Source organism: Streptomyces sp. NBC_01351 (assembly GCF_036237315.1).
Lineage (GTDB): Bacteria > Actinomycetota > Actinomycetes > Streptomycetales > Streptomycetaceae > Streptomyces.
The window spans coordinates 2,228,932-2,244,903 of record NZ_CP108356.1; the positions used below are offsets into that span (position 1 = coordinate 2,228,932).

Here is a 15,972-nt window from a genome sequence, read left to right on the forward strand (position 1 = left end):
GGGCGTGTCCCCCAGCCCAGGCCGAAACGCCCGCCGGCTCGGTCGGGGCCGGGTGTGCGTCGAGGCGTCCCCGCAGGGCGTCGAACTGGGCCCCCTCGGCCCACCGACCCCTGGAACCGTTCGACGCCCGAGGAGATGCCCCGGCGCGCGCCCGGCCCCGGCCGGGCCGGCCCGCGCACACCCGGGCCCACCGCCTAGGGCCGCGCCGCGCTACCCAGCGGGCTGCCCCACAGCTCCGAGATGGCCGCCGCGCGCGCGAAGTGGGCCGCGGCCTCGTCCTCGCGGCCCAGGAACTCGGCCAGTTCGCCGAGGGTGCGGGCGACCGGGCGCAGGGCCACGCTGAATCCCGAAGAGGCCGGTGGTGCCTCGCGGTAGGGCAGCAGGGCGGCGTACAGCTCCTCGGCGCCCTGCCGCTCCCCCAGCGTGACCAGGGTCATCGCGCGGAAGCTCGCGAAGATCTTGAAGAAGTAGTCCGTGCGCAGCGGTCCGGCCCGGCCGAGGACCTCGCGAGCCTCCTCCGCCCGACCCGCCGCGGCCAGCGCGACCGCGAGCAGGTCCGCCGCCGGCGGCCCGAACGCCGCGTACACCTCACGGAGCCAGGGCAGGGATTCCGCGAGCCGCCCCTGGCTCGCCCGCAGCGTGGCGGTCGCGACGGCCAGTTGCCCCTGGGCGTGCGGCGAGCCCTGGCGGGACATCCGCGCGGCCGCCGCCGCGTACATGCGTTCCGCGTCCTCGAAGCGCCCCTCGACGTGGGCCAGGGTCGCCACGGCGATCTCGCCCACGGCCATCGGACCGGGCATCCGGTAGGCCCGCGCGAACTCGGCCGACCGTTCCAGCAAGGCGTGCACGCCGGCGACATCGCCCTCGGCCGCCAGGGCGGTGGAGCGGATGAACATCCCGTACCAGCGGTGGGACGGCAGGTCGTGGGCGGCGCCGAGCCGGTCCAATTCGCCTCCCAGCTCGGCGCGTTCGCGCCATTCCAGGTCGGCGTCGAGCTCCTTGGCGAGCGTCGCGACCGCCCCCGCCAGCAGCGCGGGCTCGCCCAGCTCCCGCGCGAGACCGAGCGCCTCGCGGGCCGCGGCCCGTACCTTCAGCACCTTGCCGTCGGACAGCTCCGCGGCGTACGCCCCCAGCAGCAGGCACCGTACGGCCGGTTCGTGATCGGAGCGCTCCAGCAGTCGTTCGAGCAGTTCCACCACGGGCGTGTCGACCGTGCCGTAGGGCCGGGTCTGCCACGGAGTCGGCTCGGTCCACGCGGTAAAGGCCCGGACCAGCAGGTCGTCCCGGCCCGCCGCGACGGCCCGGTCGATCGCCCTCCGGCGCGTCTCGCGGGCCACGGTCACCGCCCCCGCGCGCACCTGGGCCCGTACCAGCCGGCCCAGGAGCTCCACGTGATCCGCGTCCCGGTCGCCGCCGGGCGTCGCGGGGATCCGCTCGGCGCACTCCACCGCCTCCACGAGCACCTTCGCGGCGGTGTCGTGGGCGTACCGGAATTCGGCGAGCTGGGCCGCCCGCAGGCAGTGGTCGACCGCTTTCGCCGCCGTCGCCGAGGTCGCCGCGCGTACGTAGTGATGGGCGAGCGCCGAGGCGTCGTCCGGGCGGAGCCGCTCCAGGCAGCCCGCGATCCGGCCGTGCATCCGCGCGGAGCGCAGCCGGCTCAGGTCCGCCAGCAGGGTCTCCCGTACGAGCGCGTGCGCGAACCGGACCCGGCCGGGCCCCGGTTCGATCAGCAACCCAGCCAGCAGCCCGGCCTCCAGCGCGCCGAGCACGGCGTCCTCGTCGGTGTCCGCCGCCCCCACGAGCACCTCCACAGCGGCCTCCCGCCCCACGACGGCGGCCAGGCGCAGTACGGAGACCACCTCTTCGGGGAGCCGGCCGAGACGCCGGCGCAACACGTCCCGTACGCCCTCCGGCACCTCGGACAGCGCGACGAGCGATCCTTCACTGCCCAGCAGCCGGGCGCTCTCCCGTACGTAGAAGGGGTTTCCTCCCGTACGTTCGGCCAGTGCGGCCACGGTCTCCGGGTCGACCCCGGGTCCGCTCACCGCGCGCACCACCTCCGCCACCGCCGCCTCCGGCAGTCCGCGCAGCGCCACGCGGGCCGGCGAACGCCGGGCCAGACCGGCGAGGGCCTCGGCAAGGCGCCCCTCCACCTCTTCGGGGCGGTACGCGCCCACGAGCAGCAGCGCGACCCCCGGGGACGGGTCTGCCAGGGCGGTCAGCAGCGCGAGCGTCTCGGCGTCGGCCCAGTGCAGGTCGTCCAGTACGAGGGCCACGGGCCGCTCGCGCGCGGCCCGGGCCAGCCACTGCCGGACGGTGCGGTGCAGCCGGAACCGCCCGGCGGCGGCGTCCGCGGCAGGGCCCGCAGCGGCCTCGGAGAGCAGGGGCGCGAGCGCGGCGGCCTCCTCGGGCCCGGGCGGGGCAGCGGCGGCGACGGCGCGCAGCGCTTCGACCCAGGCCCACGCGGGCGGCGCGCCCTCGGCGTCGGGGGTGCGGCCGACCGCGACGATCCAGCCCTCGGCGTGCAGCCGGTCCGCGAGCCGGTGAAGCAGCGCCGACTTGCCCAGCCCCGCCTCGCCGGTGACCAGCGCCACCCCGGGCCCATCGACCCGGGCCCGCTGCCCCGCTGCCGCCAGCCGCGCCAACTCCTCCCCACGCCCGACGAACAGCTCACCCCCGGACCCACCCGCCACACCCCCCGAGCCGGACTCCGACCCACCGCCCGCACCAGGCGCCGACCCACCGCCCCACCCCCATCCCCGCTCCGGCCCTCCGGCAGCACCCCGCTCCGAAGCCCGGTCCTGCCCCGACTGAAACGCACCGCCCGCACCCCGCTCCGAAGCCCGGGCCTGCCTCGCCCCCGGCCCACCGCCCGAACCCCACCCCGTAGCCCCGACCGGATCCCGCTCCGGCCGCCCGACCCCATCCCGCTCCGGATCTGAAGCCCCACCCGCCTCCGCACCTTCGACCCCACCGCGCGCCGACAGGCCGCCCTGCCCCCGCTCCGGCCCACCGACCCGTCCCGGCCCCGAAGTCCCGGCCGGCGGACGCTCCGGCCTGCCGAACCGCCCCGCACCCGGCCCACCGGGCCGCCCCGCATCCAGCCGCCCCGGCCGGCTCGGCTCCGGCTCACCGGGCCACCCCGCCGCCGGCCCGCCGCCCTCGCCCGGGGCTTGAGCCCGCGTGGCCCCGCGCAGCACCCGCTCGTCCTGCGCCAGTACGGCCTGCTCCAACGCCACCAGCGCGGCGCCCGGATCCAGCCCCACCTCCTCGGCCAGGATCGCCCGCGCCCGGCGCAGCGCCGCGAGCGCGTCGGCCTGTCGCCCCGCGGCCCACAGCGCGAGGGCGTGCAGCCGCCACGCCTCCTCCCGCAGCGGCTCCTCGCGGGTCAGGAGCGCGGCCTCGGAGACCGCCCCCGTGATGTCCGCGACCCGCAGCCCGGCCTCGACGGCGAGTTCGCGCGCGGCCAGTCGGAGTTCGTCGAGCCGCAGGATCTCCGCGTGGCTCCACGGCTCGTCGGCCGCCTCCGCGTACGCAGGCCCCTGCCACAGCGCCAGCGCCTCGCGGAGCAGGCCCCGGGCGGTCTCCGGCTCGGCCGGGAGCAGCTCCCGGGACCGCCCGAGCAGCTCCTCGAAGCGCCAGGCGTCGACGGCGTCCTCGGGCAGCCGCAACGCGTACCCGGGGGGCGCGCTGACCAGCAGCCGGGCGGGGGTACGCGGAGCCCGGCCCGGTTCGAGGAGCCGGCGCAGGTTGGAAACGTAGGCCTGGAGGGAGGCGACGGCCCGGGCGGGGGCGGCCCCCTGCCACAGCTCCTCGATCATCCGGTCCATGGACACGACCCGGCCGCGCACGGAGACCAGCAGCGCCAGGACGGAACGCTGGCGGTGACCGCCGAGCGGGATCGACTCGCCGTTCCGCTCGGCTGCGAAGGAGCCGAGTACGCGTATGTGGACCATGATCTGTCCAACGTAATCGGCTTCGATCAACTTCGGTCCGGATAACGCCAGATGCCGGCCACGGAAGCTTCCAAGCGGTTTCCAAGTGGACGCCAGGAACCCTCCATGAGCCGGCCTCCAGTCTTTTGCCATGAAGACGACACGGACACCGACAAGCGCACAGGCCGGGCCGGACACCCACGAGATGGTGGTCATCCACCGCGGCCTGCGCCGCGAGGCACGGCTGCTGGTCGAACTGGTCGCGGCGGTCACCCCCGGCGACACCGCCCGGGCCCGGATCCTCGCGGACCACTTCCGCGACTACCTGCTCGGCCTCCACAACCACCACCACGGCGAGGACGAGCACCTGTGGCCGCCACTGCTCGCCCGCGTGGACCTCGAAGCCGACCTCGTGCTCCTGATGGACGAGCAGCACGAGAGGGTCGCGGCGACGTTGTCCGCCGCCCAGCAGGCCCTGCCGGCCTGGGAGCGCACGGCCGGGGAGGCGGAGCGGGACACTCTCGTGGCCCGGCTCGTCGAACACCGGACCGTCCTCGTGGAGCACCTCGACGACGAGGAGCGCTCGCTCCTGCCGCTCGCCGCCCGGCACCTGTCCCGGAGCGAGTGGGACGCCATGGGCGAGCACTTCCTGGAGAGAACGCCCAAGCCCAAACTGCTGTTCTTCCTCGGCATGGCCCTGGAGAACGCCGACCGGGACGAGCGCGCGTCGATGCTCGCCGCTCTGCCACGCGCCGCGCGACTGCTCTGGTACACGGTCGGACGCCCCGCCTACGCCCGCAGGATGCGCACCGTCCGCCGAACCACAGCCACTGCCGCAACCACGGCCACCTCTCGCTGACCCCTGGCCCCTTCCCCTCCGACACATCCAGGAGATCCGCCATGACCCTCAAGCACCTCGCCACCGCCCTGGCCGCCATCGGCGCCGCGTTCATCATCTACATCGGCCTCGCCTACCTCATCGCCCCGCAGGCCACCGCGCCCGACTTCGGCGTTCCGACCTGGCCGCAGAACGACGGCACCGCCTTCCTCGCCGTCAAGGGCGTGCGGGACGTCGCAACCGGGCTCGTCGTCCTGGCCCTCCTGCTGACCGGACAGCGGCGGGCCCTCGGCTGGGCGATGGCTGCGATCGCCTTCATCCCGGCGGGCGACACGGCCGTCGTGCTGGCCGCCGGCGGATCCGCCGGCACGGCGTTCGGGGTCCACGGCTCCACCGCGCTCGCCGTGGCCTTCACCGCCGTCCTCCTGCTGCGCGAGCGCCCTGCCGCGGCGGCCGCCTCCACGCACCCCGCGGACCCCGCGGACCGCGCCGTCCTCGCCTCCGTCTGACCGACGAGCCCGGCGACCCCACCGGTCCCACTGGCCCGAATGTGACAAGGGCGGCGCACCAGGGACGTTCCGCTTGTGCCGGAGCCGCCTTACCGTTGGTATCCATGCGGTTCCCCCTCACGAGCGCTCGGCGGCTCGGGCTGCCCAGACGGGCCGTCTCACAGATCCTGCTGACCCAGCTGGCCATCGCCGCCGGGGTCGTGGTGCTGGCCACCGGGCTGTTCCTGGCACCTCTCAGCACCCAGCTCGACGACCAGGCCATGCGACGCGCCCTGGCCATCGCGCAGAGCGCGGCGGCGGACCCGTCACTCGCCGCCGACCTCCTGGATTCCGGAGCGACGGCGGACAGCCCGGTGCAGGCGACGGCCGAGCGGCTCCGCCGGGCCACCGGGGCCGAGTACGTGGTCGTCCTCGACCTGGACGGCATCCGCCGCTCGCACCCCAGCCCCGCCCGGATCGGACTGCCCGTCTCGACCGACCCGAGCGAGGCGCTGGCCGGCCGCGAGGTCATGGAGATCGACGAAGGCACCCTGGGTCGCTCCGCCCGCGGCAAGGTCCCGCTGCTCGCGTCCGACGGAGAGATCATCGGGGCCGTCTCGGTCGGCATCGCCTACGACGGCGTCCGCGACCGGCTGCTCGGGGCCATCCCCGGCCTCCTCGCCTACGCCGGCGGCGCCCTCGCGGCAGGCGCCCTCGTCGCCTACGCGCTGTCCCGCCGGATCCACCGCCAGACCCGGGACCTGGCCTTCTCCGATATCGCAGGGCTGCTCGCGGAGCGCGAGGCGATGCTGCACTCCATCCGCGAAGGCGTGATCGCCCTCGACCGCCACGGCCGGGTCCGCCTGGTGAACGACGAGGCCGCCCGCCTGCTCGGTCTGGCCCCGCAGCCCCCGGGCGCACCCGCCTCCCCTGCCTCACCGGGCTCCCCCGACTCGGCGGGCAGCCTCGCCGGACGTCCGCTCGACGAGGTGATCGGCGCCTGCCGTACCGCGGACGTACTGACCGGCCGGGTCACCGGCCGGGACCTCCTCACCGTCCAGGGCCCCCGGGTCCTGGTCGCGAACCGGATGCCCACCGAGGACGGCGGCGCCGTCGCCACCCTGCGCGACCGCACCGAACTGGAGCACTTGAGCCGCGAACTCGACTCGACCCGGGGCCTGATCGACGCCCTGCGCGCCCAGGACCACGAGCACGCCAACCGTCTCCACACGCTCCTCGGCCTGCTGGAGCTGGGCCTGCACGAGGAGGCGGTGGAGTTCGTGACGGAGGTCGTCGGCGTGCACCGCACCACCGCCGAGCAGGTCACCGAGAAGGTCCACGACCCCCTGCTGGCAGCCCTCCTGGTGGGCAAGGCCACCGTCGCGGCGGAGCGCGGGGTCCCCCTGCGCCTGGCCCCGGCGAGCCTCCTCCCCGACCGCCTGGTCGACCCGGGCGGCCTCGTCACCATCGTCGGCAATCTGGTGGACAACGCCCTGGACGCCGCCGCCGGCTCGGCGTCGCCCCTGGTCGAGGTGGAGCTGCGCGCCGAGGGCCGGGCGGCGGTTCTGCGGGTGCGGGACAGCGGCCCCGGGGTGCCGGCCGCACGCCGCGAGGAGATATTCACCGAGGGCTGGTCGACCAAGCAGCCCAGGGCCCACCGCGAACGCGGGCTGGGCCTCGCCCTCGTACGCCGCCTCGCGGAGCGGCAGGGCGGCAGTGTCCGGGCCGGCGAGGCAGAGGACGGAGGGGCGGAGTTCTCCGTCGTACTCCCGGAGGCCCTGCGATGAACGAGACCCCGATTCACGTATTGGTCGTCGACGACGACGTGCGTGTTGCCCTGATCAACGCGGCGTACGTGGCGAAGGTTCCCGGATTCCGCGTGGTGGCGCAGGTCCATTCCGCCACCGAGGCACTGGAGTTCCTCACCGCGCATCCCGTGGACCTGGTCCTGCTGGACCACTACCTGCCCGACGAGAACGGCCTGGACCTGGTCCGTCGCATGCGCCAGCTCGGCCACGGCACCGACGTGATCATGGTCACGGCCGCCCGCGACCTCGCCACCGTCCAGGCCGCCATGCGCCTCGGCGCGCTCCAATACCTGGTCAAACCCTTCACCTTCGCGGGCCTGCGCTCCCGATTGGAGGCGTACGGCGCCCTCCGCCGCACGCTGGACACCGGCGGTGAGGCCGAGCAGGCCGAGGTGGACCGGATCTTCGGGGCCCTGGCCGCCGCCGGATCCCCGAACGAGCTCCCCAAGGGCCACTCCACGACCACCGCGGAACTGGTCCGCCAGGTCCTGCGCTCCGCCGAGGGCCCTCTGTCCACCCAGCAGATCGCCGACCGCGCGGGCATCAGCCGCCAGACCGCACAGCGCTACTTGAAGCTCCTCGATCGCACCGGCCGCGTCACCCTGGCCCTGCGCTACGGCGAGACCGGCCGCCCGGAGCACCGCTACACCTGGCTTCCCTCCGAGGGAGCGTGACCGCTCACACCGCCCCGGCACCGGTCAGCGAGCGGACCTCGGTCTCCGCGTGCTTCGCCTCGTCCGGCTCCTCCCCCGAGGTGACCGTGCCCAGCCAGCCCGCCAGGAAGCCCAGCGGGATCGAGACGATCCCAGGGTTCTGGAGCGGGAAGTACTGGAAGTCCACCCCCGGGAACAGCGACTCGGCGCTCCCCGACACCACCGGGGAGACCAGGACCAGCAGCACCGCGGGCACCAGGCCGCCGTAGACCGACCAGACAGCTCCGCGGGTGGTGAAGCCGCGCCAGAACAGCGAGTACAGCAGCACGGGCAGATTGGCCGAGGCGGCCACCGCGAAGGCCAGCCCCACCAGGAACGCCACGTTGAGGTTCTGGGCGAGCAGCCCGAGGGCGATGGCCACCGCCCCGATCCCGACGGCCGCGACCCGGGCCACCGCGACCTCGCTGCGCTGCTTGGCGTGCCGTCGCTTGAGGGAGGCGTACAGGTCGTGCGCGACGGAGGCGGAGGAGGCCAGGGTGATCCCGGCGACCACGGCCAGGATGGTGGCGAAGGCGATGGCGGCCACGAACGCGAACAGCACCGTGCCCCCGGTCGAGCCGGCCCCGCCGCCGAGGAATGCGGCGAGCAGCGGAACGGCCGTGTTCCCGGAGGCGTTGGAGGCCCGTACCTCGTCCGGCCCCACCAGCGCGGCCGCCCCGAAGCCGAGCACGATGGTCATCAGGTAGAAACCGCCGATCAGGCCGATCGCCCACACCACCGAGCGGCGGGCCGCCCGCGCGGTGGGCACGGTGTAGAAGCGCGACAGGATGTGCGGCAGCCCGGCGGTCCCGAGGACCAGGGCGAGACCGAGGCTCATGAAGTCGAAGCGAGCGGTCCAGTCCCCGCCGTATTTGAGCCCGGGACCCAGGAACCGGGCCCCGTGGCCGCTGCGTTCGGCGGCGGTGCTGAGCAGCTGGTCGAAGTTCCCGTGGAAACGCAGGAGTACGAGTGCGGTCAGGGTGACGGCCCCGCCCATGAGCAGTACGGCCTTGACGATCTGGATCCAGGTGGTGGCTCGCATCCCGCCGAAGGACACGTACACGACCATCAGCGCGCCCACCCCGACGACGGCCAGGGTCCGGGCCATGGCGCTCGAACTGCCCAACAGCAGGCCGACGAGGCTGCCCGCACCGACCATCTGCGCGACGAGGTAGAGCACGGAGACGACGACCGAGGAGGTACCGGCCGCGATCCGCACCGGCCGTTCGCTCATCCGCGCGGCGACCACGTCGGCGAGGGTGAAGCGCCCGCAGTTGCGGACCAGTTCGGCGACGAGGAACAGCACGACGAGCCAGGCGACGAGGAAGCCAACGGAGTAGAGCATGCCGTCGTAGCCGAAGAGGGCGATCAGCCCGGAGATGCCGAGGAAGGAAGCGGCTGACATGTAGTCGCCCGCGATGGCGAAACCGTTCTCCAGCGGCGAGAACAGCCGGCCGCCGGCGTAGAACTCCTCCGCCGACCCGTGCCGGTTGCGGCTGACCCAGGTGGTGATGCCCAGGGTCACCGCGATGAAGACGCTGAACAGGATCAGCGCGAGGCTCTGGTGCTCGGTGGTCACCGGCCGGTCCCCCTCGCGCGGGTCCGCTCCTGGCCGCGCTCCTGCTCGAAGACGGTCCAGCGCAGGTCGAGCGCCGCCCGGTCCCGGCGCAGCCGCGCGTGCCGGGCGTAGGCCCAGGTCAGGAGGAAGGTGCTGAGGAACTGGCCGAGCCCCGCGAGCATGGCCACGTTGACCGCGCCGACCACCGGCCGGGCCATCACACCGGGCGCGACGGTGGCGGCGACCACGTAGGCCACGTACCAGAGGAGGAAGCCCGTGGTCGCGGGGACGACGAACCCCCGATAGCGGCTGCGCACCTCCTGGAAGGCGGGACTGCGCTGCACTTCGAGGTAGATGTCGGACGCGCCGGGGGCAGGACGGGCCGGGGGCGCGGCCGACGGCTCGCTCTCGCTCTCACCCCACCCGACGGCCAGCGCGTCGTACCAGGGGTCGTCGAGCCGGATCGTTCCGGCATCGGGACCATCGTGCTTGTCCACCGAACTCTCCTTGTCCGCTGCCGCATTGGCCGCGTGCCCACAAGGATGTGCGGAACGAACGTTTCAAGACTGGTGTCCGGGTGCTCTTCACTCCTTCAGGTGATGGAGTGAAGAGCACCTCACCGACGAACCGAGCCGGACCGAGCCGGACCGAGCCGGACCGAGCCGGTCCCGAGGCGTCAGGCGTCGATGCGCGAGCGGTCCAGGGTGGCCGCGGAGCTGGTGATGAACTCCTTGCGCGGGGCCACCTCGTTGCCCATGAGCAGGTCGAAGACCGTCTCGGCCGAGTCCAGATCGCCGATGTTGATCCGGCGCAGGGTGCGGAAGCGGGGGTCCATGGTGGTCTCCGCCAGCTGGTCCGCGTCCATCTCGCCGAGGCCCTTGTAGCGCTGGATCGAGTCCTTGTACCGGATGTTCTTGCGCTGGTACTCCAACAGGGTCTGGCGCAGTTCGTTGTCCGAATACGTGTACACGTACTTGTCCTGGCCCTTCTTGGGCTGGACCAGCTCGATCCGGTGCAGCGGCGGCACGGCCGCGAAGACCCGGCCCGCCTCGACCATCGGCCGCATGTACCGCTGGAAGAGCGTGAGCAGCAGGCAGCGGATGTGCGCGCCGTCGACATCCGCGTCGACGAGCAGGACGATCTTGCCGTAGCGGGCGGCGTCGAGGTCGAAGGTCCGGCCCGAGCCGGCTCCTATGACCTGGATGATCGCCCCGCACTCGGCGTTCTTGAGCATGTCCGAGACGGACGACTTCTGAACGTTGAGGATCTTGCCGCGGATCGGCAGCAGCGCCTGGAATTCGGAGTTCCGGGCGAGCTTCGCCGTACCGAGGGCGGAGTCGCCCTCGACGATGAAGAGCTCGCTGCGCTCCACGTCGTCGCTGCGACAGTCGGCCAGCTTCGCGGGGAGCGAGGAGGTCTCCAGCGCGGTCTTGCGGCGCTGTGCCTCCTTGTGCTGACGGGCCGCGATCCGGGTCCGGGCGGCCGCGACGATCTTCTCCATCACGGCGCGGGCCTGCTGCTTGTCGTCGCGCTTGGTGGAGGTCAGGAAGGCCTTGAGCTCCTTCGCGACCACGGCCGCGACGATCCGGGTGGCCGCGGAGGTGCCGAGGACCTCCTTGGTCTGACCCTCGAACTGCGGCTCGGCGAGGCGGACGGTGACGACGGCCGTCATGCCCTCCATCGCGTCGTCCTTGACCACGTCGTCCTCGGCGACGCGCAGCAGCTTCGCCGAGCGCAGCACCTCGTTCACGGTCTTGGCGATCGAGCGCTCGAAGCCGGAGACGTGGGTGCCGCCCTTGGGGGTGGCGATGATGTTGACGAAGGACTTGACGTTGGTCTCGTACCCGGTGCCCCAGCGCAGGGCGATGTCCACGCCGAGCTCGCGGGTGACCTCGGTGGGCGTCATGTGGCCACGGTCGTCGAGGACCGGGACGGTCTCCTTGAAGGTGCCCGTGCCGGTCAGTCGCAGCACGTCGCAGACGGCCTTGTCCTGGGCAAGGTACTCGCAGAACTCGCTGATGCCCCCGTCGAAGCGGAAGGTCTCCTCGGTCTTGCCAGCCCCGTCGATGCCCCGCTCGTCGCGGACCACCAGGGTCAGCCCGGGGACGAGGAAGGCGGTCTGGCGGGCACGCTGGTAGAGGGTCTCCAGGCCGAGCCGGGCGTCCTTGAGGAAGATCTGGCGGTCGGCCCAGTAGCGGACCCGGGTGCCGGTCTTGCCCTTGGTGATCCGCTTGATCTTGCGCAGGCCGTTGGCGGGGTCGAAGGGGCTGTCGGCGCCCTGCTCGGTGAACATGCCGGGGACGCCCCGGCGGAAGCTGATGGCGTGCGTGGAACTGCCGCGGTCGACCTCGACGTCCAGACGGGCGGAGAGGGCGTTGACCACGGAGGCACCGACGCCGTGCAGGCCGCCGGAGGCCGCGTAGGAGCCACCGCCGAACTTTCCGCCCGCGTGCAGCTTGGTCATGACGACCTCGACGCCGGACAGGCCGGTCTTGGGCTCGACGTCCACGGGGATGCCGCGGCCGTTGTCCCGGACCTCCACGGAGGCATCCTCGTGGAGGATCACCTCGATGTGGTCGCAGTAGCCGCCCAGGGCCTCATCGACGGAATTGTCGATGATCTCCCAGAGGCAGTGCATGAGGCCCCGGCTGTCCGTGGAGCCGATATACATGCCGGGGCGCTTGCGGACGGCCTCCAGCCCCTCGAGGACGAGCAGGTGCCGCGCGGTGTAGTTGGAACCGTCCCGGTCTGCTCCGGACAGCAGCGCGCTGGAAGGCACGGACGTGTCGGCGGTCACGCAGTTCGCTCCTCGCTGAATTTCTTTTCTGGCCCGGTCGGGCACAGGGGTGGCTCGGGTGCCGGTCGAAGGGTACCGAGGCCAGGTAGAGCCGATGCAACGCCACCCTCGCGCATTCCTCACCCTAGTCCAGATCCGCACGGGTGTTCGATCCCCCGTGGGAGTGAAGCAAACATCACGTTCCCTTCCGCGCATGAACCATTTAGGGTTCGGGCACGTCCTCATGAACAACCTGGCACTCACGCCGGGGGAGGATGGAACTGCGACAAGCGCACGACTGACAACGCGAAACCGTAAAGCAACGCATTACGGCTCCTTCGCCGCCAACCGGCAACAGCCGGCCAGCTTCGGAAGGAAGTTTCGAGGAAAAGCCGCGAGCGGGAACGTTTTCGGCCTGGTTGGATGTTGACCCTGGTACGACAGCTCGTCGAGCTAGAGAAGAGGCGACGTGACTACTGTTCTGACACCCGCGACCCCGCTGACGGCCGCTGACCGATGCGACCGTTGCGGCGCCCAGGCATATCTGCGCGTCGTCCTGCTGAGCGGCGGTGAACTGCTCTTCTGTGCCCACCACGGGCGCAAGTTCGAGCCGGAACTCAAGAAGATCGCCGCGGAAATACAGGATGAGACCGAGCGGCTCACGTCCGCTCCGGCTGCCGAAGCCGACACCGAGGACCGCTGACACAGGCCTGTTCCTCGCATCCGACGAGCCAGGACCGGCCACGCCGGTCGACGGGCGGCATCTCTGAGACCCAGGGAAGCCGCCCGTCCTCACGTCCACGCCCGGAAGGCCGCCCGCCCGTCCAGGGCCCCGGCCTCCGGCCGTCGGCGCCGCCTACCGCAGCTCCCCCCGGACCGGCTCATCCGTTCGATGCCCCTCCACGGCCCCTGCTGCCGGTGCGGAGCCGCTCCGGGCACCCGCCGCGACGTCCGGGACCCCGCCCTGCCGCACAGCGCTCTCAGGGCCCTTCACGAACTCGGCCAGCGGAGCGATCCGTGTGTACACCCCGGGGCTGTCGGCGCGCCCGCAGCCACGCCCCCACGACACCAGCCCGATGAGACGGCCCTTGGCGACCAGCGGGCCCCCGCTGTCGCCCTGGCAGGCGTCCTTGCCGCCCCCGTCGTCCCCCGCGCACACCATGGACTCCCCGCGGTACTGGCCGTCGGCGTCCCCCGGGTAGGCACGCCCGCAGGCCTCGTCCGAGAGGACCGTCACCCGCGCCGTGCGCAGCGCGTACGCGTAGTCACCAAAGCCGCTCGTATCGCCCCAGCCGTACACGGCAGCCGCGGTCCCCGCCGCGTACGCGGTGTCCCCCGGCCCGGCCATCGGGAGCACGTGGTCTGCGGGAACCGCCTCGGCGAGCTCCAGGACGGCGAGGTCCCCGGCGTTGCTCGCCGGGTCGTAGGCCGGGTTCACCCTGGCCGCGCGCACCGCGATCTCCCTGCCGTCCGTCGCGCGCAGCTCCGTACGCCCGGCGATCACCCGGAGGTCGGGGACGGTCTCGACGGGGCCGCCGAGCACCTGGCGGCCCAGGCAGTGGGCCGCGGTGAGGACCGTGGTGGGAGCCACGACGACGCCCCCGCAGAACTGCCCGCCCCGCGTACCCCCGAACCGGTCACGGCTGGCGAGGGCCACGACCCACGGACTGTCGGCCACCTTCACCGGCTTACCGCCGATCACCACACTGTCCGCGGCTGCCTGCGGCGCCTGGGCCAGCGGCGCTGCGGCCGCTCCCGCCGCCAGGGTCAGCGCTCCCGCCAGAGCACGGGCAAAGGGACGACGCATGAGGCCTCCTGACTCCGAGTGTGCATGACTCCACCCAGAGTGGGATGACCAGTGGCCGTGCGCACCCGCGCACGGCCACCGAGGTACGGTCCCCCGCCGCGCCTGCCGGTCAGTCCAGGTAGTCGCGCAGCACCTGCGAACGCGACGGGTGACGCAGCTTCGACATCGTCTTCGACTCGATCTGGCGGATCCGCTCGCGCGTGACCCCGTAGACCTTGCCGATCTCGTCGAGGGTCTTGGGCTGGCCGTCCGTGAGCCCGAAGCGCATGGAGACCACACCGGCCTCGCGCTCGCTGAGGGTGTCGAGCACCGAGTGCAGCTGCTCCTGCAGGAGCGTGAAGCTCACGGCGTCGGCCGGCACGACGGCTTCCGAGTCCTCGATGAGGTCGCCGAACTCGCTGTCGCCGTCCTCGCCCAGGGGGGTGTGCAGGGAGATCGGCTCGCGGCCGTACTTCTGGACCTCGATGACCTTCTCGGGGGTCATGTCGAGTTCCTTGGCCAGCTCCTCCGGGGTGGGCTCGCGGCCCAGGTCCTGGAGCATCTGGCGCTGGACGCGGGCAAGCTTGTTGATGACCTCGACCATGTGCACCGGGATGCGGATGGTGCGGGCCTGGTCGGCCATGGCGCGGGTGATCGCCTGGCGGATCCACCACGTCGCGTACGTGGAGAACTTGTAGCCCTTGGTGTAGTCGAACTTCTCGACGGCACGGATCAGGCCCAGGTTGCCCTCCTGGATCAGGTCCAGGAAGAGCATGCCGCGGCCGGTGTAACGCTTGGCCAGGGAGACCACGAGGCGGAGGTTGGCCTCCAGTAGGTGGTTCTTCGCGCGGCGGCCGTCCTCGGCGATGATCTCCAGCTCGCGCTTGAGCTTGGGCGCCAGCTTGTCGGAGTTCGCCAGCTTGTCCTCGGCGAAGAGTCCCGCCTCGATGCGCTTGGCGAGCTCGACCTCCTGCTCGGCGTTGAGGAGCGGGACCTTGCCGATCTGCTTGAGGTAGTCCTTGACCGGGTCGGCGGTGGCGCCGGCGACCACGACCTGCTGGGCGGGGGCGTCGTCCTCGTCGTCGGAGATGACGAAGCCCTTGTTCTCGCCGCCCTCCTCTTCCTCTTCGGACTCGGCCTTCGCGGCGTCGGGGCCCTCCTCCGAGGTCTCCACGTCGCCCGCCTCGTCGGCGTCCTTCTTGGAGGCGGTCTTCTTCGCCGTGGTCTTCTTGGCGGCGGTCTTCCTTGCGGGCGCGGCCTTCTTGGCCGCCGTCTTCTTCGCCGCCGTCTTCTTGGCGGCGGGCTCGGTTCCGGGCTCCTCCCCGAGAGCGTCCGCGGTTTCCGGGTCCACCATCCCGGCCGCCGGGGCCGCGGCGTCGACGCTGCTCGTCGTCGTCTTCGCCGCCGTCTTCTTGGCTACGGGCTCGGTGGCCGTCCGCTTGGCCGGGCTCTTCGCTGCGACGCTCTTGCGGGTGGTGCGCTTGGGCGACTCCGCGGCACTGACCATCAGCGTCACACCCTCTTCCTCGAGGATCTGGTTGAGGCTGCGCAGAACATTCTTCCACTGGGTCGCAGGAATCTGGTCAGCCTCGAAGGCCCGACGCACGTCATCGCCGGCGATCTGCCCCTCGGCCTTGCCCCGCTCGATGAGCGCCATCACAGACTCGGAATCGGCGATCTCCGGCGGGAGCGTACGGGATGTGCTGGCCGACACGAACAACCTCTCGGAACGATGGAAACGGCTTCCGACCCCGGGCCTCGTGGTGCTGGACCGGAGCCGACGACCACCGACTGGGGATGGGCCGGCGGCGCGGGCAGGGGCCGGGGAGCTGCACAGCACCCACAAGGGCTGCTGCATTCCCTCCGTCGGCCATCACCTCTTAGGTCATCGCGAGACCTCGCGGAGCGTTACGCCCAATCTTCGTGGCCCGAGTCACACCCCGTATGCACGGATGCCGGTCATAGGGTCATACGCCCGGATCAGGACACGGGCGCGGCGCAGGCCCGGGGGAACGGGAAAGGCGCCGCACGCCGGTGTCGCCGGACCCGACCGGGCCCGGCGACATGACGTGCACCCCCGCGCGTCCGCCC

General features: G+C 72.5%; 11 protein-coding genes. 5 read left to right on the forward strand and 6 right to left on the reverse strand.

Translation table 11 applies throughout. The annotated features are described in order from the left end of the window. Window positions 1-194: 194 nt before the first annotated feature. Window positions 195-3,956, reverse strand: a complete 3,762-nt coding sequence (locus OG625_RS09945) for a BTAD domain-containing putative transcriptional regulator (protein WP_329378450.1) — start codon at window positions 3,954-3,956, stop codon at window positions 195-197. Between the two features lie 130 nt (window positions 3,957-4,086). Between OG625_RS09945 and OG625_RS09950 the strand changes: the two genes are divergently transcribed. The 4 genes from OG625_RS09950 to OG625_RS09965 all read left to right on the forward strand — a co-directional run bounded on the left by OG625_RS09950 (window position 4,087) and on the right by OG625_RS09965 (window position 7,743). Then, entirely contained in the window at window positions 4,087-4,794 is a 708-nt protein-coding gene (locus OG625_RS09950) for a hemerythrin domain-containing protein (protein ID WP_329378451.1), read from the forward strand. Between the two features lie 41 nt (window positions 4,795-4,835). Then, a complete protein-coding gene (locus tag OG625_RS09955) occupies window positions 4,836-5,282 on the forward strand; it encodes a DUF4267 domain-containing protein (RefSeq protein ID WP_329378453.1) in 447 nt (148 codons plus the stop codon). A gap of 104 nt (window positions 5,283-5,386) precedes the next feature. After that, window positions 5,387-7,048 carry a sensor histidine kinase gene (locus OG625_RS09960; RefSeq protein WP_329378454.1) on the forward strand — a complete coding sequence of 554 codons (1,662 nt, stop codon included), beginning with the start codon at window positions 5,387-5,389 and terminating at the stop codon, window positions 7,046-7,048. Further along, complete coding sequence (locus OG625_RS09965) at window positions 7,045-7,743, forward strand: DUF7342 family protein (RefSeq protein WP_329378456.1); 699 nt, start codon at window positions 7,045-7,047, stop codon at window positions 7,741-7,743. Before OG625_RS09960 ends, OG625_RS09965 begins: the two co-directional genes overlap by 4 nt. A 4-nt stretch (window positions 7,744-7,747) precedes the next feature. Here OG625_RS09965 and OG625_RS09970 read toward each other — a convergent pair whose 3' ends face one another. From OG625_RS09970 to OG625_RS09980, 3 genes are all read right to left on the reverse strand, one after another. Next, window positions 7,748-9,340 (reverse strand): solute symporter family protein, encoded by a 1,593-nt coding sequence (locus OG625_RS09970; RefSeq protein ID WP_329378458.1) that lies wholly within the window; start codon window positions 9,338-9,340, stop codon window positions 7,748-7,750. Continuing rightward, on the reverse strand, window positions 9,337-9,816 hold the full coding sequence (locus OG625_RS09975; RefSeq protein ID WP_329378460.1) for a DUF485 domain-containing protein: 480 nt from the start codon (window positions 9,814-9,816) through the stop codon (window positions 9,337-9,339). Before OG625_RS09975 ends, OG625_RS09970 begins: the two co-directional genes overlap by 4 nt. Window positions 9,817-9,995: 179 nt before the next feature. After that, window positions 9,996-12,116, reverse strand: a complete 2,121-nt coding sequence (locus OG625_RS09980; protein ID WP_329378462.1) for a DNA gyrase/topoisomerase IV subunit B — start codon at window positions 12,114-12,116, stop codon at window positions 9,996-9,998. Window positions 12,117-12,564: 448 nt separating this feature from the next. Between OG625_RS09980 and OG625_RS09985 the strand changes: the two genes are divergently transcribed. Further along, window positions 12,565-12,798, forward strand: a complete 234-nt coding sequence (locus tag OG625_RS09985) for a DUF7455 domain-containing protein (RefSeq protein ID WP_329378464.1) — start codon at window positions 12,565-12,567, stop codon at window positions 12,796-12,798. A 153-nt stretch (window positions 12,799-12,951) separates the two neighbouring features. On the opposite strand, the gene OG625_RS09990 is transcribed toward OG625_RS09985, so the two are convergent. Both OG625_RS09990 and OG625_RS09995 read right to left on the reverse strand, forming a co-directional pair. Next, window positions 12,952-13,902 carry a serine protease gene (locus OG625_RS09990; RefSeq protein WP_329378466.1) on the reverse strand — a complete coding sequence of 317 codons (951 nt, stop codon included), beginning with the start codon at window positions 13,900-13,902 and terminating at the stop codon, window positions 12,952-12,954. 109 nt (window positions 13,903-14,011) lie between these two features. Beyond that, window positions 14,012-15,601, reverse strand: a complete 1,590-nt coding sequence (locus OG625_RS09995) for an RNA polymerase sigma factor (protein WP_329378468.1) — start codon at window positions 15,599-15,601, stop codon at window positions 14,012-14,014. Between the last annotated feature and the right edge of the window lie 371 nt (window positions 15,602-15,972).